This window comes from Pseudonocardia sp. HH130629-09 (assembly GCF_001294645.1).
Classification (GTDB): domain Bacteria; phylum Actinomycetota; class Actinomycetes; order Mycobacteriales; family Pseudonocardiaceae; genus Pseudonocardia.
Map to the genome: position 1 here is coordinate 4,705,305 of NZ_CP011868.1, position 17,261 is coordinate 4,722,565.

Annotated in this window: 18 protein-coding genes and 2 pseudogenes; 14 read left to right on the forward strand and 6 right to left on the reverse strand. The window is 75.1% G+C overall.

Going from position 1 to position 17,261, the window contains the following annotated elements; genetic code table 11:
• Nucleotides 1–41: 41 nt before the first annotated feature.
• Nucleotides 42–689, reverse strand: coding sequence for a hypothetical protein (locus tag XF36_RS31775; RefSeq protein ID WP_145981449.1), 648 nt, complete (start codon nt 687–689; stop codon nt 42–44).
• Between the two features lie 166 nt (nt 690–855).
• Here XF36_RS31775 and XF36_RS31780 point away from each other — a divergent pair, with 166 nt between their 5' ends.
• The 5 genes from XF36_RS31780 to XF36_RS21770 all read left to right on the forward strand — a co-directional run bounded on the left by XF36_RS31780 (nt 856) and on the right by XF36_RS21770 (nt 4,665).
• Nucleotides 856–1,377, forward strand: a complete 522-nt coding sequence (locus XF36_RS31780) for an ATP-binding protein (protein WP_060713383.1) — start codon at nt 856–858, stop codon at nt 1,375–1,377.
• Nucleotides 1,378–1,385: 8 nt separating this feature from the next.
• On the forward strand, nt 1,386–1,691 hold the full coding sequence (locus XF36_RS31785) for a helix-turn-helix domain-containing protein (protein WP_145981450.1): 306 nt from the start codon (nt 1,386–1,388) through the stop codon (nt 1,689–1,691).
• Nucleotides 1,692–1,840: 149 nt separating this feature from the next.
• Nucleotides 1,841–2,887 (forward strand): alcohol dehydrogenase catalytic domain-containing protein, encoded by a 1,047-nt coding sequence (locus XF36_RS21760; RefSeq protein ID WP_060713385.1) that lies wholly within the window; start codon nt 1,841–1,843, stop codon nt 2,885–2,887.
• A gap of 117 nt (nt 2,888–3,004) precedes the next feature.
• Nucleotides 3,005–3,658 (forward strand): HEAT repeat domain-containing protein, encoded by a 654-nt coding sequence (locus tag XF36_RS21765; protein ID WP_060714892.1) that lies wholly within the window; start codon nt 3,005–3,007, stop codon nt 3,656–3,658.
• A complete protein-coding gene (locus tag XF36_RS21770; RefSeq protein ID WP_060713386.1) occupies nt 3,652–4,665 on the forward strand; it encodes a HEAT repeat domain-containing protein in 1,014 nt (337 codons plus the stop codon). Before XF36_RS21765 ends, XF36_RS21770 begins: the two co-directional genes overlap by 7 nt.
• A 6-nt stretch (nt 4,666–4,671) precedes the next feature.
• On the opposite strand, the gene XF36_RS21775 is transcribed toward XF36_RS21770, so the two are convergent.
• The gene (locus XF36_RS21775) at nt 4,672–5,916 is read right to left on the reverse strand and encodes an FAD-dependent monooxygenase (protein WP_060713387.1); all 1,245 of its coding nucleotides are present in this window, start codon (nt 5,914–5,916) and stop codon (nt 4,672–4,674) included.
• Nucleotides 5,917–6,068: 152 nt separating this feature from the next.
• Between XF36_RS21775 and XF36_RS21780 the strand changes: the two genes are divergently transcribed.
• The 4 genes and pseudogenes from XF36_RS21780 to XF36_RS21790 all read left to right on the forward strand — a co-directional run bounded on the left by XF36_RS21780 (nt 6,069) and on the right by XF36_RS21790 (nt 8,624).
• The gene (locus XF36_RS21780; RefSeq protein WP_060713388.1) at nt 6,069–6,614 is read left to right on the forward strand and encodes a TetR/AcrR family transcriptional regulator; all 546 of its coding nucleotides are present in this window, start codon (nt 6,069–6,071) and stop codon (nt 6,612–6,614) included.
• Between the two features lie 262 nt (nt 6,615–6,876).
• Nucleotides 6,877–7,074 (forward strand): annotated as a pseudogene (locus XF36_RS35795) (CHASE3 domain-containing protein); the annotation flags it as partial.
• Nucleotides 7,075–7,142: 68 nt separating this feature from the next.
• A complete protein-coding gene (locus XF36_RS34450) occupies nt 7,143–7,493 on the forward strand; it encodes a hypothetical protein (RefSeq protein ID WP_060713389.1) in 351 nt (116 codons plus the stop codon).
• 42 nt (nt 7,494–7,535) lie between these two features.
• A complete protein-coding gene (locus XF36_RS21790; protein WP_202968429.1) occupies nt 7,536–8,624 on the forward strand; it encodes an alpha/beta hydrolase fold domain-containing protein in 1,089 nt (362 codons plus the stop codon).
• Between the two features lie 10 nt (nt 8,625–8,634).
• Here XF36_RS21790 and XF36_RS21795 read toward each other — a convergent pair whose 3' ends face one another.
• The 3 genes from XF36_RS21795 to XF36_RS21805 all read right to left on the reverse strand — a co-directional run bounded on the left by XF36_RS21795 (nt 8,635) and on the right by XF36_RS21805 (nt 11,505).
• A complete protein-coding gene (locus XF36_RS21795; RefSeq protein ID WP_060713390.1) occupies nt 8,635–8,910 on the reverse strand; it encodes a hypothetical protein in 276 nt (91 codons plus the stop codon).
• Between the two features lie 83 nt (nt 8,911–8,993).
• On the reverse strand, nt 8,994–10,241 hold the full coding sequence (locus XF36_RS21800; RefSeq protein ID WP_060713391.1) for a PQQ-dependent sugar dehydrogenase: 1,248 nt from the start codon (nt 10,239–10,241) through the stop codon (nt 8,994–8,996).
• Nucleotides 10,222–11,505 (reverse strand): cytochrome P450 family protein, encoded by a 1,284-nt coding sequence (locus XF36_RS21805; protein ID WP_064485479.1) that lies wholly within the window; start codon nt 11,503–11,505, stop codon nt 10,222–10,224. Before XF36_RS21805 ends, XF36_RS21800 begins: the two co-directional genes overlap by 20 nt.
• A 120-nt stretch (nt 11,506–11,625) precedes the next feature.
• On the opposite strand from XF36_RS21805, the gene XF36_RS21810 reads away from it, so the two are divergent.
• The 4 genes from XF36_RS21810 to XF36_RS21825 all read left to right on the forward strand — a co-directional run bounded on the left by XF36_RS21810 (nt 11,626) and on the right by XF36_RS21825 (nt 14,878).
• Nucleotides 11,626–12,141, forward strand: a complete 516-nt coding sequence (locus XF36_RS21810) for a hypothetical protein (RefSeq protein ID WP_060713392.1) — start codon at nt 11,626–11,628, stop codon at nt 12,139–12,141.
• A gap of 95 nt (nt 12,142–12,236) precedes the next feature.
• Nucleotides 12,237–13,076: a DUF4097 family beta strand repeat-containing protein gene (locus XF36_RS21815; protein WP_060713393.1), complete on the forward strand. Its 840-nt coding sequence runs from the start codon at nt 12,237–12,239 to the stop codon at nt 13,074–13,076.
• A gap of 39 nt (nt 13,077–13,115) precedes the next feature.
• Nucleotides 13,116–14,063: an ABC transporter ATP-binding protein gene (locus tag XF36_RS21820; protein WP_060713394.1), complete on the forward strand. Its 948-nt coding sequence runs from the start codon at nt 13,116–13,118 to the stop codon at nt 14,061–14,063.
• Nucleotides 14,060–14,878: an ABC transporter permease gene (locus XF36_RS21825; protein ID WP_060713395.1), complete on the forward strand. Its 819-nt coding sequence runs from the start codon at nt 14,060–14,062 to the stop codon at nt 14,876–14,878. Before XF36_RS21820 ends, XF36_RS21825 begins: the two co-directional genes overlap by 4 nt.
• A 3-nt stretch (nt 14,879–14,881) precedes the next feature.
• Here XF36_RS21825 and XF36_RS21830 read toward each other — a convergent pair whose 3' ends face one another.
• Nucleotides 14,882–16,147, reverse strand: a complete 1,266-nt coding sequence (locus XF36_RS21830) for a cytochrome P450 family protein (protein ID WP_060713396.1) — start codon at nt 16,145–16,147, stop codon at nt 14,882–14,884.
• Between the two features lie 133 nt (nt 16,148–16,280).
• On the opposite strand from XF36_RS21830, the pseudogene XF36_RS21835 reads away from it, so the two are divergent.
• A pseudogene (locus XF36_RS21835) lies at nt 16,281–17,257 on the forward strand (DUF808 domain-containing protein).
• Nucleotides 17,258–17,261 lie beyond the last annotated feature (4 nt).

Genomic DNA, 17,261 nt, shown 5'->3' on the forward strand with positions numbered 1-17,261 from the left:
GCCGGCTGCCGGCGGTCCTCGCGGAGCGTGGCGCCGGCTGGCTACGCTCGGCCCTGGATACCGGCGCCGGGATGGAGGCCGCCGCCCGGCGGGCGCGGCACACCCGGCACGTCGGTGCCGCGGGCGCCCACGTCCGCCCGGTCGTCGCGGAGTCCTGGCAGCGGGCGCTCGACCTGGGCGTCGACCTGGCCCGGTCCGCGACCTACGTCGGGCACGAGCCGGGGCACGCCGCGGTCGCCGAGGCCGACGAGGTCTTCGACCGCTTCCTCGCCGGCGCCGACGACCTGGGCTGCTCGGTACTGCTCGTCGACGGCGACGGGGTGGTCCGCGTCCGCCGCGACGCCTGCCCGGACCTCGCCATGCTGCTCGACGCCGTCCTGGTCGCGCCGGGCTTCCGGATCGCCGAGCAGGACGTGGCGACGACGGCGTCCGCGCTGGTGCGGGCCACCGGTCGCGCCGCCCGGGTGGACGGTCCCGAGCACCTGCACCCCGACCTCGCCTGCCTGGCCGAGGCCGCCGCACCGGTGCCGTCGGACAGCGACGCGGACCCACAGACGGTGGTGGTCGTGGCGCACCTGTCGGCGCCGGGCGGCGGCTCGGCACTGCGCGCGGCCGTCGCCGCGGAGCCGGCCCGCCAGATCGGCGAGCACGTCCGGGACCGGGCGCACCGGGCCGGGCGGATGCTGCACGCCGCTTCGACGACGTCTGCGAACGGTCCGGGGCGGAGTGGGGCGTCGCGACCGACGGCCGGGCGACCCTGTGCAGTCCCGGGTTCCGGGCCCTGCCCCGCGAGGACCGGGACCACCTCCTCGACCGGGCGCTCGCCGACGCCGCCCTCGCCGAGCCGCCGCCGAGGTGCGGCGACGCGCGAACCGGGAGCTCCTCAGCCCCTACCTGCGCGCCCGCCGCGATGTCGCAACCGCCGTCGCCGCCCCGACCAGGCACCTGCTCCTCGTCGGCGAGCCGGGCGTCGGGAAGCAGACCCTCGCCGTCGAACGGTTCCGCCGCAGCCACCCGACCGGGACGGTGCAGGTGCTCGACTGCGCGCGGATCGCGGAGTCCGGTGGCCCCCTCCTGCCGACGGTCCGCGGCACCGACGAGGACCGGCCGCGGCTGCTCGTCCTGCGCCGGCTCGCGATGCTCGGGTCGGTCGCCGCGCGGCGCCTCGACGAGTTGCTGCGGCTCCTGGTGTCCACCCCGGCGGCACCGACGGTCGTCGGCTGCATCGACACGCCCTCGGTCGACGCCACCCGGCCCTACGGGCTGCTGCGGCACTTCCACGACACGGTCCGGTGCCCGCACTGCGCTACCGGGCCGACGAGCTCGGGGAGCTCGCGCGGTCGGTGCTGCACTCACTGTCCGGCGGCCGGTCGCTGAGCCTGAGCATGCAGGTGGTGCGGGTCCTGGAGGGCTACGCCTGGCCGGGGAACCTGCGCGAGCTGGAGGACGTCCTGCGCTACGTCATCGCCCGCAAGCCGGTCGGCGTCGTGCAGGCACCGGACCTGCCGTCGTCGTGCTTCACCGGCGGCGCACCGCGGATGTCGATGCTGGAGGCGGCGCAGTGCGACGTGATCATCCAGGCCCTCTACGAGGCGCGCGGCAACCGCTACCAGGCCGCCGAGCTGCTGGGGATCGCCCGGTCCTCGCTCTACCGCAAGATCGACGCGTTCGGGATCAGCTACATCGGCTGAGGTGTCCCGGGGCCGGGACACACGGCCGTCGCCGGGGCTCGTGCCGCCCGCGGAGTCGTCCCAGAACGGGACAGTCACATGCGCACTCCCGCACTAGCGTCGGGGCCGCCGACGCCCTCGGCACCCCCTGCGACCAACGGAGTGAGCAGATGAAGGCACTCGCCTACCACGGACCGGACGCCAAGTCCTGGGAGGAGGTCCCGGACCCGACGATCCAGGACCCCACCGACGTGATCGTCAAGGTCGACACCACCACGATCTGCGGCACCGACCTGCACATCCTGCAGGGCGACGTCCCGGCCGTCACCGACGGCCGCATCCTCGGCCACGAGGCCGTCGGCACGATCACCGCCGTCGGTGACGCCGTGTCCGGCTTCGCCGTCGGCGACCGCGTCCTCGTCCCGGCGATCACCAAGTGCGGCCGCTGCGACTACTGCCAGCGCGGCATGCCGTCGCACTGCCAGACCGTCGGCGGGATCGGCTGGATCTTCGGCCACCTCATCGACGGCACCCAAGCCGAGTACGTACGGGTCCCCTACGCCGACACCTCGCTCTACGCGGTGCCGGAGTCGGTCACCGACGAGCAGGCGATCTTCCTCGCCGACTCGCTGCCGACCGGCTACGAGGTCGGTGTGCTCGCCGGGAACGTGCGGCCGGGCGACACCGTCGCGGTCGTCGGCGCGGGTGCGGTCGGGCTCTCGGCGATCCTCACGACCGGCCTGTGGGGCGCGTCGAAGGTCATCGCGATCGACTCCAACAAGTTCCGGTTGGAGAAGGCCATCGAGTTCGGCGCCACCGACAGCGTCGAGGTGGGGCCGGGCACCGTCGCGGACGTGACCGCGCTGACCGACGGACTCGGCGTGGACGTCGCGATCGAGGCCGTCGGCTACCCGGAGACGCTGCTGACCGCGGCGTCGCTGGTGCGCCCGGGCGGCACGATCGCCAACGTGGGTGTCCACGGCACCCCGGTGGAGCTGCCGATGCAGGACATGTGGATCTCCAACGTCACGCTGACGATGGGCCTGGTCGACACCGTGTCCATCCCGACGCTGCTCAAGATGGTCGCGGGCGGGCGGATCCCGGCGGAGAAGATGGGCACCCACTCGTTCACCTTCGACCAGATGGACGAGGCCTACGACGTGTTCAAGAACGCCGCGGCCAACCAGGCGCTCAAGGTGGTCATCACCCCGGCCTGACCTCGCTCCCGGGGCCCCGCCCGCGCCGGGGCCGCGAGCGGTGGTCGTCGCCACCCCTTGCGCCCACGGAGCGACGGGCTTGCCCCTGACACCGTGACAGGCACTGGGGTGGTGGTCATGACACCACCGAAGATCACCGCGTCCCTGTCCGCCGCCCACCCGTCGGTCCGGCTGCGGGCCGCGCTCGCCGCCGGGTCGGCCCCCGACCCGGCCCTGCTCGACACCCTGGTGCGCCGCTGCGGGGAGGAGCCGGACTTCTTCGTCCGGGACATGCTGTCCTGGGCGCTGACCCGGCTCCCGGCCGCGGACGTGCTGCCCCGGCTCGACGCCGAGCTCGGCTCGTCGTCGTCGCAGGCCAGGACCCAGGCACTGCACACCCTGTCCAAGATCGCGGACCCGACGACCGCGGACCGGGTCACGCCCGCCCTGCTGCACGACCCCGACGACGAGGTGGCCCGCACCGCGTGGCGCACCGCCGTCGTGCTCGTTCCCGAGGCCGGTCGCGCCGGGCTCGCCGAGGAGCTCGGCCGGCAGCTGGGCCGCGGCGACCGCGCGGTGCGGCTGAGCCTGTCCCGGGCCCTGGCCGACCTCGGCGCGGCGGCCGACACCGTCCTCGACCGGGCTGCGGCAGGGCCCGACCCGGACGTCGCCACGCACGCCAGGGCGACGATGGTGCTGCGCGAGGACCCGACCACCGGGTTCGACGACGCCGTGGCACAGGCGCGCCGGGTGGTCGCGCTCGGTCCGGGGCACGAGGCGGCCGCGTGCTGATCGGTGAGGTCGCGCGCCGCAGCGGGGTGAGCGTGCGGATGCTGCGCCACTACGACGCCGTCGGTCTGCTCCGGCCGACCGGGCGGACCGTCGGCGGCTACCGCGAGTACTCCTCCGACGACGTCCGCAGGCTCTTCCACGTGGAGGGCCTGCGGACGCTCGGGCTGTCCCTGGCCCAGGTCGCCGACGCCCTGCGCGACCCGGGGTTCGACCCGTCCGGGCTGGTCGCGGACCTGGTCCGGGTCACCGAGCAACGCCTGGAACGGGAACGGGAGCTGCTCGCGCGGCTGCGCACCGTCGACGCCGCCGGGGCGGGGACCTGGACCGAGGTCGTCGACGTCGTCGGGCTGCTGCGGGCACTCGGGTCGCCGGCCGCGGGGCGCCGACAGCAGGCCGCGCTGGCCACGGCCGACGGCCCGGCGCCGCCCGCGGAGCTGCTGGCCCGCTCGTTCCTCGCCGAGTCCGACCCGCACGTCGCGGGGGCGCTGCGGTGGGCACTGCGCTCGGGGCTGGAGCGGGCGGGCGACCCGGACGCCGCGGCCGCGCTCGCGGCCGGTCTGGGCTCGGACGACCCGGCCGTACGACGACGCGCGGTCGACGCGCTCGCCGACGCCGCACCGGTCCCGTCGGCGACCGCGGCGCTGCTCGACGCGCTGGCCGACCCGGACCCCCGGGTCCGCCGCCGCGCCGCGATAGCCGCAGGACGGGCCGGGGCCGTCGCCGCCGTCCCGGAGCTGGTCACGATGGTGCGAGCGGGGGACGACGACGTCGAGGCCGCGGAGGTCCTCGCGGAGCTGTCGCGGACGGACCCGGCGAGCGCAGGGCGGATCCTCGGCGCACTCACCGGCGACCTGGACGGGACCGACCCCGCGACCCGCATCCGGGTCGCGCAGGCACTGGTCGAGCTGCCCGGACCGGGCCCGCGGGACGCGCTGAGCCGGCTCGCCGCCGACCCCGACCGGGCCGTCGCACTCGTCGCGGGGGCGTTCGCGGACCGCCGGGGCTGAGACCCGTCACCCGGCCTGGCGGGACCGGTCGGGGCGGGACGGCTCGGGACCGGCGCCGTCGTCGTGGCCACGACCACCGGTGAGGAGCCCGACGACGCGGAGGAGGGCGGGCGCCTGCACGGCGCGCATCACCATGGCATCGGCGCGGATGCCCCACCGGCCCTTCGGCGCCACCATGCGGACCCGTCCGGGAAGGAGCTTCTGCGCCGCGGCCGCGCGGGGCCGCATCACCTGCTCGAAGCTCGAGAAGGCCGCCCGGATCCGCTCCGCGGTCGGCTCCGCCGACACCCCGTGCCGTCGCAGCGCCTCCGCGAGCTCCGCGGCTCCCCGCAGCCCCAGCGCGGTACCGAGTCCGCTCAGCGGGCTCGCGCACCAGGCGGCGTCGCCCACGAGCACGACCCGCCCGTCGGACCACCCTCGGTCGATGTGGATCTGGTCGTAGGTGTCGAGTGCCAGGTCAGGGGTGGTGCGTGCGGCGGCGAGGAACTCCGGGGCACGCCACCCGGTGCCGTGGAAGGCGTCGTCGAGCACGGCCAGGCGCGCGTCGTGCACACGGGGGACGGTCGAGGCGGCGAACGTCATCCCGATCTCCTGCTGTCCCGGGTGCCCGGGGCGCGCGGTCAGTCCGCGACGCCCCGGCTCGTTGTACGACAGCGCCCACCCGTCCAGCAACGGTGTCCCGGGACCCTCCCGCAGGGTGAACCAGGCGTGGGCCAGGCCCAGCGGCTTCCGGTAGGCGGACTCCGGGCCGAACCGCAGGGTGCGGGTCCGGGAGTGCGACCCGTCCGCCCCGACGACGACGTCGAACGCCTCCACCGGCCCCGAGCGGAACCGAACCTCCACGCCCTCCGCCGTGTCGGTCAGCTGCTCGACGGTGTCGGCGAACCGGTACTCGACACCCGCGGCACCCGCCGCCCCGTGGAGCACCCGGGCGAGATCGGACCGGAGCAGCTCCTCGGACGAGATCAGCCCCCGGCCGCCGAAGGCCTCGACCGGCATCTCGGCCATCCGGCTGCCGTCGGCCCTGATCCACGCGATCCCCCGCTGCGGCACGAGGTGGGCCAGCACCTCGTCGATCAGCCCCAGATCGACCAGGACCTGACGGGAGTCACCGCGCAGGTCGACCGTCTGACCGCCGGTACGGATCTCCGGCGCGACCTCGACCACGGTGACCCGCCATCCGTCCCTGGCCAGGGTGACCGCCAGTGCTTCGCCGGCGATCCCGGCACCGACGACGAGTGCGTGTGCCATCAGCGTGCTCCTCACTCATGCAACTCGAATTGCGTTAACCGTAGACCGGCGGCGCAGGCAAACGCAATCGTCGATACGTTAAGATGGAGGGCGTGCCCGAGACCGCAGGATCGATACGCCCGGGCGGACGCACCGCGCGGACCCGGGATGCCGTGCTCGCCGCTGTCCGGGAGACGCTCGGCGAACCGGACGCGGAACTCACCATCCCCGCGGTCGCCCAGCGCGCCGGGGTGCACCCCACCACCGTCTATCGACGGTGGCGGACCATCGAGTCGCTGCTGCTGGAGGTCGTGGTCGGCGACGTGCGGACCTCGTCGCCGGTGCCGGCCAGCGGCGACCTGCGTGCCGACCTCACCGAGTACGTCGGCCGGCTCCTGACGAGCCTGAGCGGCCCGCACGCGCTCGGGATGCTCCGGGCGCTGCTCGCCGCCACCCGCGCGTCGACGGACCCGCACGACGTCATGGCGATCGTGCAGCCGCGGGTCGACGACTTCCGGGCGATGCTGGAGGCGGCCGGTGTCACGGGCGTGAGCGGGATGCAGCTCGTCGAGCTCGTGATCGCCCCCGCGTACCTGTGGGCCCAGCTCGGCGCGCCCCTCGACCCCGAGCACGACACCGCGCGGCTGGTCGACGCCGTCCTGGCGGTCGTCCGCGCCACCCCGGGCCCCGATGCCGCCGACCGCACCCCGGAGCCGTAGGCCGACCGCCCGTCCCGGGACGACCGGTCCGGCCACGGTCGCTCGGACGGGCAGGCCGGGGTAGCTCCTCCGTACGCTCCGTCGGTGGCCAGGAGCCTTCGCGACACCCTGAGCGAGCCGCATCACCATCGGACTGCCGCTGCTGGCCGTGCTGGTCTCGGCCGGGCTGGCCCTGACCGGGAACCTGCAGCGTGTCGACATCGAGACCGACATCCAGCGCAAGCTCGAGATGACCGGCACGCTCGGTGACCTCACCACGCTCATGGTCGACGCCGAGACCGGCGTCCGCGGCTACCAGCTCACCGGGCGCACCGAGTACATGGAGCCATTCACCGACGCGTCGGCGGAGCTCCCGACGGTCCTGGGGCATCTGGAGTCGCTGGCCGCGGCGGAGCCCGGCGAGAACCCGCGCACGGACAAGCTGGCCCGGATCGCCGAACTGCAGGACCTGACGTCGAAGCAGATGACCGACCTGGCCCGCCAGCGCGACGTCGTCGCCGCGGGGACCTGGCCTACGGCAAGAACCTCATGGACGGCATCCCCAGCCGCGTCGACCAGATGCGGACCGGCGAGCGGCAGCTGCTCGACGACCGCATCGCCGAGATCAACCAGATCCGCGTCCGCGACTACCTGTCGGTCGGCATCGCGCTCACGGTCGCCGTGCTGACCCGGTTCCTCGCCTGGTTCCTGCACCGCAACGGCATCCTGCGCCGGGTGGACCGGCTCGCCGACACCGTGCAGGTCCTGCGCGAGGGCGGCCCCGTGCCCGAGCCGCCGCCGGTGAAGCGGGACCGGATGGGCGACCTCGAACGCGAGGTCCACCTGCTCGAACCTGCGGTCCCGGCGCGCAGCGACGACTCAGTTGACGGACGGGTGTGACTCAGGACACGATCGGCGTCACCCACCGCCCGAGGAGCCCACGTGAGCACCGACGCCGTCGCCCCCACCCGCGCACCCGGCCGGCTCGGGAACCCGTCGATGACGATCGGCGACGACCCGCGGGCCGACCCGCGGATGGTCGCGGTGCTGGAGGGCTTCGGACTGACCGGGCATGCCGACGACGCCCCGCTGGACCGCACCGCGGGCCGCCCGGCGCTGCTCGGCTTCGTCGACGCCGCCGAGGAGGGCTTCGAGGGGTTCTTCGCCGCGCTGTCCACGGGCTGGGCGCCGATGTCGGGCATCGACCGCACGACCCGGACCGTGCCCGGGGCCGACGGCCACGAGATCACCCTGTACGTCCACCGCCCGACCGGCGTGGACGGGCCGCTGCCGGTGCTCTACCAGGTGCACGGCGGCGGGATGGTCATGCTGGCCGCCGAGGGTCCGCTGTACGTGCGGTGGCGCGACGAGCTGGCCGCGGAGGGCGCCGTCGTCGTGGGGGTCGAGTACCGCAACGGCGGCGGGCGGCTCGGGCCGCACCCGTTCCCGGCAGGTCTCGACGACTGCGTCACCGGCCTGCACTGGGTGCACGAGCACCTCACGGAGCTGGGCGGGACGCACGTCGTCGTCACCGGGGACTCCGGCGGCGCGAACCTCGCGCTCGGGCTGGCGGTCCGGGCCCGCCGCGACGGCTGGGCCGGGCGGATCGCCGGGGTGTACGCCCAGTGCCCGTACGTACTGGGGTCCTGGGACCGGGCGCCCGCGGACCTGGCGTCGCTGTGGGAGAACGACCGCTACTGGCTCAACCGGGAGCCGTTCCCGCTGCTCGCCGAGGTCTACGACCCGGGTTCCACGCATGCCGAGGACCCGACCTGCTGGGCCGCGGCCGCCCGGCCCGAGGACCTGAACGGGCTCCCGCCGCACGTGATCGCCTGCGCGGAGCTGGACCCGCTGCGCGACGAGGGTCTTGCCCACCACCGGCGGCTGCTCGCCGCGGGGGTCCCCTCGGTCGGACTGGTGTACCCCGGGCTCTGCCACGTCGGCATGATCCTGTTCCGCGACGCCATGCCCGACGTCTACGCCCACGCCGTGCGCGACGTCGTCGGTTTCGCCCGGTCGGTGCGCGGCTGACCCGGCCGGGTCAGGGCACCGCGGGCGGGGCCGCGTCGTCGCCGGTGTCCGGACGGACCCGGCGACGGCACCCGGGCACCACCAGGTGCGCGTCGAGCACACGGGCGAGCAGGACCCGGTCGACCGGGGCGGTCACGGCCGGGTCGACCAGCATGGCGGCGACGTCGTGCTCGGTGCCGGTGCCGCCGAGGCCGGCGTAGCGGACCCAGACGTCGTAGGCGGACAGCCCGGACAGCGCCGCCGCCACCGGGAGCGACACCGTGACGGGTTCCTCGAACACGACCATCCGCGCCGCGTACCCGGTCCCGGACGGTTCAGACCGCCGACCCGGTCGCGTCCTCCCCCGGACCGGGCCGGCCCCCGCGCGGGTCAGCTCGGGTCGACCCGCAGGACCCGGTCGTCGTCGCCGTTGGACGTCGTGACCAGCAGGGCCCCGTCCGGCGCGGAGTGGACCCCGCGCAGCCGCCCGAACTCCCCGTCGAGCTCCGTCGGGATCTCGACGTCGGAGACCGCGCCGTCGGTGCCCGCCGGGCCGACGCGCATCAGCAGCAGCTTCTGCCCACGCAACGCGGCGACGGCGAGCATCCCGTTCCGCGGGCCCCACGCGTCGTCGTCGAGGAACGCGGCGCCGGCCGGGGCCTCGGGCGGGCTGCCGGAGGACCACGCGGCGGGGACGGCGTCGGGGAAGCGGTCCCGGTCGGTCATCGGGACCGACTCGTCGTAGGTGCTCACCGTACCGCCCTGCGAGGGGTCCCAGCCGTAGTTGGCGCCCGGGCGCAGCAGGTTCACCTCGTCGTCGCGGGTGGGGCCGTGCTCGGCGGTGAAGATCCGCCCGGTGCCCGGCTCGACCGCGACGCCCTGCACGTTGCGGTGTCCGGAGGTGTGGACGAGCCGCTGGGCCGGGTCGGCGGCGTCGGCGAAGGGATTGCCCGCCGCGGGCCCACCGGTGGCCGGATCGACCCGCAGCGTCTTGCCGCCGAGCGAGGTGAGGTCCTGCGGGGTGGCGGGCATCGCCGCGTCTCCGGTCCCGACGACGAGCGCCCCGGTGTCGTCGAGGGCGACCCGGCAGCCCGAGTGCCGTCCGCCCGAGGCGATCGGCAGCCCGCCGACCAGCGGGTCCGCGACCCGGGTCGCGGTGGCGCCGTCCGGGGACAGCGTCCAGGTGACCAGCCGGACGTCGACCGGGTTCCCGTTCTCGGCATGGGTCTGGCAGGTGGTGAACCGGTTCGACGTCGCGAAGTCGGCGTGCACGGCCAGCCCCATGAGCCCGCCCTCGCCGCGGGCGAACACGTCGCCGAGGTCGGCGGCGACCGGAGTGACCGCGGTGCCCGGGTCGAGCGAGGCGAGCAGCGAGAGGCGCCCGGACCGCTCGGTGACCAGCGCGCGCCCGTCGGGCAGCACACCGACGCTCCAGACGTGGGAGAACCCGCCCGCGACGGGGGTGACCCGCAGACCGCCGTCCCCGGTCCGGGCCGGGGACGGCGCGGGCGGTGCGGGGGCCGGTGCCGCGGGCGACGCGGCGCCGCAGCCCGCCACGCCCATCAGGACGACCGCCGCCACCGCCGTCCCGGCGCGGCGGACACGGGAGGCGATGCGATCACGGGTCACACCGGACATCCTGGCCCACACCGCCCATTCCGGCAGAGTGGTGGCGAGCGGGGAGCGCGTCCACCCGCACCTCCACCGCGTCCGCCCGCACGAACCCCAGGTCGGCAGGACCCTCGACGACCTCGGCGAGGCGCAGGGCGGGGAACCGGGTGACCAGTGCCCGCAGCCCGATCTCGAGCTCGGTGCGGGCGAGGGCCGCGCCCAGGCAGTAGTGCGCGCCCTGCCCGAAGCCGAGGTGCCCCTCGCCGCGGCCCGGGTCGCGGGTCACATCGAACTCCTCGGGCCGGTCGTGACGGCGCGGGTCGAAGTTGGCCGTCACCAACCCGGCGACGACCGTGCTGCCCGCCGGGACCGTCGTGCCACCGACCACGAGATCGGCGGCGGCGAAGCGCGGCGTGGACATCGGCACCGCGCCGCAGGTCCGCACGATCTCGTGCACCGCGGTCGGCCAGCGCTCCGGCTCGTCCCGCAGCACGGCGAGCTGCTCCGGCCGGGTGAGCAGGACCAGCGCGGCCCGGGACAGGACGTGCGCGGTCGTCTCGAACCCGGCCAGCACCAGGTCGAACAGCAGCACCGCGAGCTCGTCGGAGTCGAGCCGGTCGCCGTCGTCGTGCACCGCGACCAGGGCGCTGACCAGGTCGTCGGCCGGGTCCGCGCGCCGGGCCGCGATCAGCTCGTGCACCTGGTCGTGAACGGCGTGGGCCGCCGCGGGCATCCGTGCGGGGTCGGGGGCGACGAGCAGCCGGGCCAGGGCCCGCCAGACCTCCCGGCTCTCCTCCGGCACGCCGACCAGCTCGCAGATCACCGCGATCGGCAGCGGGTGGCACAGCGCGGCGACGAGGTCGACCGGGGTGCCGTCGGCGCCGGCGGCGGCGATGTCGTCGAGCAGTCCGTCGGTGAGCGCCTCGATCCGCGGACGCAGCTCACGGACCCGGCGCACGGTGAACGCGCGCGAGACCAGCCGACGCAGCCGGGCGTGGTCCTCACCGTCCCGGACGAGCAGACCCCGCCCGAGGTGGGCGAGCTCGTCGGGGAACCCGAGCGTCGCGAACACCCCCGCGAGGCCCCGCCCGGCGCCGGGTACCGCCGCCGGATCGCTGCGCAGGCGCGGGTCGAGCAGCGCGGCGTGGACGTCGTCGTGCCGGGTGACCAGCACCGCGGGCCCCATCGGGGTGTCGTCGAACGGCACCACGGGTCCCTGCTCCCGCCGCCGCCCCAGTCGCGCGACGGGGCAGCCCTCCCCGTTCGTGCGGCGTTCGGTGGTCCGGTCCACGTCGTTCTCCTCTCGTGACGGGTGGCTCGCCGGACCCAGCGGACACCCTGCCGTCGCGGCACGGTCAAGGACTGGCGCCACACGGTTGACGATTGCGCCATCATGCGCCATAGTTGCGCCATGGAGTTGGACGGATATGTCGACCGCCTGCGCACCGAGTTCTCCGCCCTGGGCGAGGCAGCGGGCGAGGAGACCCGGGCGGTCGGGGAGCGGCTGCTCGCCCCCCTGCACTCGACGACCCGCCTGATCCTGCTGGAGGCGCTGGCCGAGGCGGCCGACGAGATCACCCTCGAGCTCGCTCCGGGGTCGGTGCACGTGCGGCTGCGCGGCAGCGATCCCGAGTTCGTCGTCACCGGGACACCTGCCGCACCGTCGGCACCCCCGGCGGCGACGGAGGCGCCACCCGTGGCGCCATCGGCGCCGGCGGTCACCGACGGCGGGTCCGGGCCGGTCGCCCGGATCAACTTCCGGCCGCCGGAGACGCTCAAGACCCGGATCGAGGAGGCCGCCGGGCGGGACGGCCTCAGTGTGAACACCTGGCTGACCCGCGTGGCCGCCGCCGCGCTGGACCGCCCGGTCGCGACGCCCGACCGTCCCGACGCCACCCGCCGTGGCCGCGTCGGCTGGTTCGGCTGAGCCGCGACCGATCCCCTTCTCCCACACCTGACCGACCCACACCTGACCCACACCTGACCCACGGCGTCACCGCGACGCCGAGGAGGCGATGCCCCATGCCCAGCTACGACACCCCCGAGCCCGTCACCGCGATCGTCGACCTCGCGATCGGTGACCTGCGTGTGACCGCCTCGGACCGCGCCGACACCGTCGTCGAGGTCCACAGCTCCGCGGCCGACCGCGCCCACGCGGACCAGGTCCGGGTCGAACTGACCGGCCGCGAGCTGCGCGTCACCGGCCCGCGGCTCGGGCTGCTGCAGCGGTTCACCCCGGGCACCACCGGCCGCACCGTCGAGGTCGAGATCGCACTCCCGGCAGGCTCCGCCCTGACCGCGAGCACCGGCCACGGCTCGGTCGTCACCGAAGGCGCCCTCGGCGACTGCACCGCGACGACCCGCTACGGCGACGTCCGCATCGACGACGCGGCCTCCGCCGACCTGAGCACCGCCTACGGCCACGTCCGGATCGGTGGCACCGTCACCGGTGACGCGACGGTCCGCTCCGACCACGGCGGCATGCAGATCCACCGCGTCGGCGGCAGCGCGGCGCTGAGCAGCAAGCACGGCGTCGTCCGCGCCGACGAGCTGACCGGCGACGTCGAGGTGACCAGCACCCACGGCCCGATCGACGTCGACGAGCTCGGCGCGGGCGCCCGCGTCCGGACCGCCTACGGCGACGTCCGCCTCGGCCGGGTGCACCGCGGTGAGCTGTCGCTGACCAGCACACACGGCCGCCTGGAGGTCGGTGTCGCCGAGGGCAGCGCCGCCTGGCTCGACCTCGACACCACCGGCCGGATCGGCAACGACCTGGACCCGCGCGAGGCCCCGGACGGCGGCGACACCGTCACCGTCCACGCCCGCTCCCGCGAGGGCGACATCGTCGTCCGCCGCGCCTGACACCCACCGTCCGCGATCCCGTCCACGAGAGGAACCACCGTGCCCACACCCCCGCCCGCGATCGCCGTCGCCGCCCTGCACAAGTCCTACGGCGACCACGCCGTGCTCCGCGGCATCGACCTCGACGTCCCCGCCGGGACCGTGCTCGCCCTGCTCGGCCCGAACGGCGCCGGCAAGACGACGCTGGTCCGCATCCTGTCCACCCTGCTGTGGCCGGACTCGGGACGGATCCGGATCGCCGGGAGGGACCCGGCGTCCGATCCCGACGGCGTCCGGGCCGCGATCGGGGTGACCGGCCAGTTCTCCGCCGTCGACGGCCTGCTCACCGGCGCGGAGAACCTGCGGCTGATGGCCGACCTGCACCACCTGCCCCGCGCCACCGCCCGCGCCCGCACCCGGGAACTGCTGGAGCGCTTCGACCTCGCCGACGCCGCCGACCGCCGCGCCGGCACCTACTCCGGCGGGATGCGGCGCCGCCTCGACCTGGCCATGACCCTGGTCGCGGAGCCGGACGTGCTGTTCCTCGACGAGCCGACCACCGGGCTGGACCCGCGCAGCCGCCGCGACCTGTGGGCCGCGGTGCGCGAGCTCGTCGGCCGCGGCGTCACCGTGCTGCTGACCACCCAGTACCTGGAGGAGGCCGACCAGCTCGCCGACTCCGTCGCCGTCCTCGACGGCGGGCGCCTGGTCGCCCGCGGCACGCCCGCGCAGCTCAAGGCCCGGGTGCCCGGCGGGCACGTGTTGCTGCACCTCGCCGACGAGGACGCCCTGGCCGCCGCGCACGCCGCGCTGCCCGACGCCGTCGCCGACCCGGCGGTACTGACGCTGCAGCTGCCCGCCACCGGTCCGCGCGACCTGCGGGCGCTGCTCGACCGGCTCGACCACGCCGGCGTCGACCCCGAGGGGCTGACCACCCACACCCCCGACCTCGACGACGTCTTCCTCGCCCTCACCGGGCACCAGGGCACCGCGGAGGTGGCGGCATGAGCACCGCGCCCCTCGTCCCGGCCGACCGCCCCCGGCTGTTCGCCGACTCGACGACGATGCTGCGCCGCCGGATCCGGCATCTGCACCGCTACCCGTCGCTGACGATCATGCTGATCGCCCAGCCGCTGGTGTTCCTGCTGCTGTTCGTCTACGTCCTGGGCGGCACGATGGGCGCCGGGCTGGGCGGGGATCGCGACGACTACCTGGCCTACGTCACCCCGGCCGTGCTGCTGCTGACCGTCGCGAGCGTCGCGATGGGCACCGCCATCGGGGTCGCCACCGACATGACCGAGGGCGTCGTCGCCCGCTTCCGGACGATGGCGATCGCCCGTTCCAGCGTGCTCACCGGGCACGTCGCCGGGGCGTTCGTGCAGACCGCGCTGGGCCTGGTCGTCGTGCTCGGCGTGGCGTTGGCGCTGGGGTTCCGCAGCGACGCCGGGCCGCTCGCCTGGCTCGGCGTCGCCGGGATGCTCGCGCTGCTCACCGTCGCGCTGACCTGGCTGACCGTCGCGCTCGGGCTGGCCGCGGACAGCGTGGAGACGGCGAGCAACACCCCGATGTTCCTGATGCTGCTGCCGTTCCTGGGCAGCGGGTTCGTGCCGGTGGAGTCGATGCCGACCGCGCTCAGGTGGTTCGCGGCGTACCAGCCGTTCACCCCGGTCATCGACACCCTGCGTGGGCTGCTCGGCGCCGGCCCGGGCAGCGGCGCCGGGCTCGGCACCGACGCCGCACTCGCCGTCGGCTGGTGCCTGGTGATCACCGTCGGGAGCCTGCTGTGGTCGCGTCGGCTCTACGAGACCCGCGCGGCGCGCTGAGCCTCACGCCACCGGCGGACGGTCGACGTGGACGGGCAGGGCGGGCAGCCGCTCGAACCCCAGCCGCGACGGGCCGTCCGCCGGTTCTGCGAGCCGCAGCCCCGGGAAGCGGGTGACCAGTGCCGACAGCACGACCTCGACCTCCTGGCGGGCCAGCGCGGCCCCCAGGCAGTAGTGCGCACCGTGCCCGAACCCGAGGTGTCCCTCGCCACGACCGGGGTCACGGCGCACGTCCAGCTCGTCGGGCCGGTCGACGACGCGCGGGTCGAAGTTCGCCGGCAGCAGGCCGGGCAGCACCGCGGTCCCGGCCGGTACCGGCGTCCCGGCGATCTCCGTATCCTCGGCCGCGTAGCGCGGGGCACCGGCCGGGATCGGGCCGCAGGTGCGGACCAGCTCGTGCACCGCCGTCGGCCACAGGTGCGGGTCGGCCCGCAGCGCGGCGAGCTCGTCCGGGCGGCTGAGCAGCGCGAGGGTGCCCTTGGCCAGGACGTGCGCGGTCGTCTCGAACCCGGCGACGGTCAGGTTCACCGTCATGTCGACGAGCTCCTGCTCCGAGAGCTGGTCGCCGTCCTCGTCGTGCGCCGCGACCAGTCCGGACAGCAGGTCGTCGACCGGCTCCCGGCGGCGGGCCTCGATCAGCTCCCGGACGTGGGCGACCATCCCCCGGGCGACGTCGGGCATCCGTTCGGGGTCGGGCTGGATCAGCAGCCGGGCGAACTCCCGCCAGCGGTCCCGATCGCCCTCCGGTACGCCGACGAGCTCGCAGATCACCGCGATCGGTACCGGGTAGGCCAGCGCCTCCACCAGGTCGACCGGGGTGCCGTCGGCACCGGCCGCGGCGACGTCGTCGAGCAGGCCGTCCACGATCGCCCCGACCCGCGGGCGCAGCCCGTTCACCCGGCGCACCGTGAACGCCCGCGACACCAGCCGGCGCAGCCGCGCGTGGTCCTCACCGTCGCGGCCCAGCATCGGACGGCGGAGCAGGTCGAGGTCCTCGGGCAGCCCGATCAGGCCGGTCTGGGCGTTGCGGATGAAGTTCTCCGCCCCCGGCACGGCGGCGGCGTCGTGCCGGAAGCGGTCGTCGGTGAGCATCGCGCGGACCTCGGCGTGCCGGGTCACCATCAACCCCTGCTGAGTCGGCCGCCCGGGCACCTCCAGCGGGATCTCGACGGCCGCGGCCACCTCGCGCATCCCCGAGAAGGCGGCCACCGGGTCCGACGGGTCCACGCTGTTCGGCGGGGTGGTGGGGGCGGTCGTGTCCTGTGCCATGGCGCCAGTCGACACCGTGCCGTCGCGGCACGGTCAAGCCCCGCGATCGTGCAGGTTCGGTCCCGTTCGTCCCGCTCTCCCCGTAGGCTCCGCGCGTGCGCACGGATTCGGCCATGCAACGGACGGTGACCCGATGAGCGGACTGTTCGCCCTGCTCGACGACGTCGCGGCGCTGGTGCGCCTGACGACGGCCTCCCTCGACGATGTCGCCGGGGCCGCCGGGCGCGCCGGAGCCAAGGCCGCGGGTGTGGTCGTCGACGACGCCGCGGTCCCCCCCGCTACGTCCAGGGCCTCAAGCCCGAGCGCGAGCTGTCGATCATCTGGCGGATCGCCAAGGGCTCGCTGCGCAACAAGATCATCTTCATCCTGCCGGTCGCGCTGATCCTCTCCCAGTTCGCGCCGTGGCTGCTGACCCCGATCCTGATGGTCGGCGGCTGCTACCTGGCCTACGAGGGCGCGGAGAAGCTCTGGGAGTACTTCTCCGGGCACTCCGAGCAGCCCGAGGAGCGCGACGAGAAGGTCGCCGCGGACCCGGCGGAGAACGAGCGCCGGGTCGTCTCCGGCGCCGTGCGCACCGACTTCATCCTGTCCGCCGAGATCATGGTCATCGCGCTGAACGAGGTCGCGAGCGAGGGCATCGTCGCCCGGGCGATCATCCTGGCCGTCGTCGCCGTCGCGATCACCGCGCTCGTCTACGGCGCGGTCGCGCTCATCGTGAAGATGGACGACGCCGGCCTGGCCCTGGCGAAGCGTGGCTCCGGCCCCATCGCGTCGTTCGGCCGCGGACTGGTGAAGGCCATGCCGATCGTGCTGACGACGCTGTCGGTCGTCGGTGTCGCGGCGATGCTGTGGGTCGGCGGGCACATCCTGCTCGTCGGGATGGACGAGCTGGGCTTCTCCCCGATCTACGACCTGGTGCACCATCTGGAGGTGGCCGTCGCCGGCGCGACCGGTGCGCTGGGCGGGTTCCTGGGCTGGCTCACCAACACCGTGGGCTCGGCGATCCTCGGGGTCGTCGTCGGCGCGGTGATCGTCGCCGTGGCGCACCTGATCCCGAAGCGGAAGAAGAAGAACGACACCGCCGACACCGCCGGGACCGCCGGCGCCTGACCCG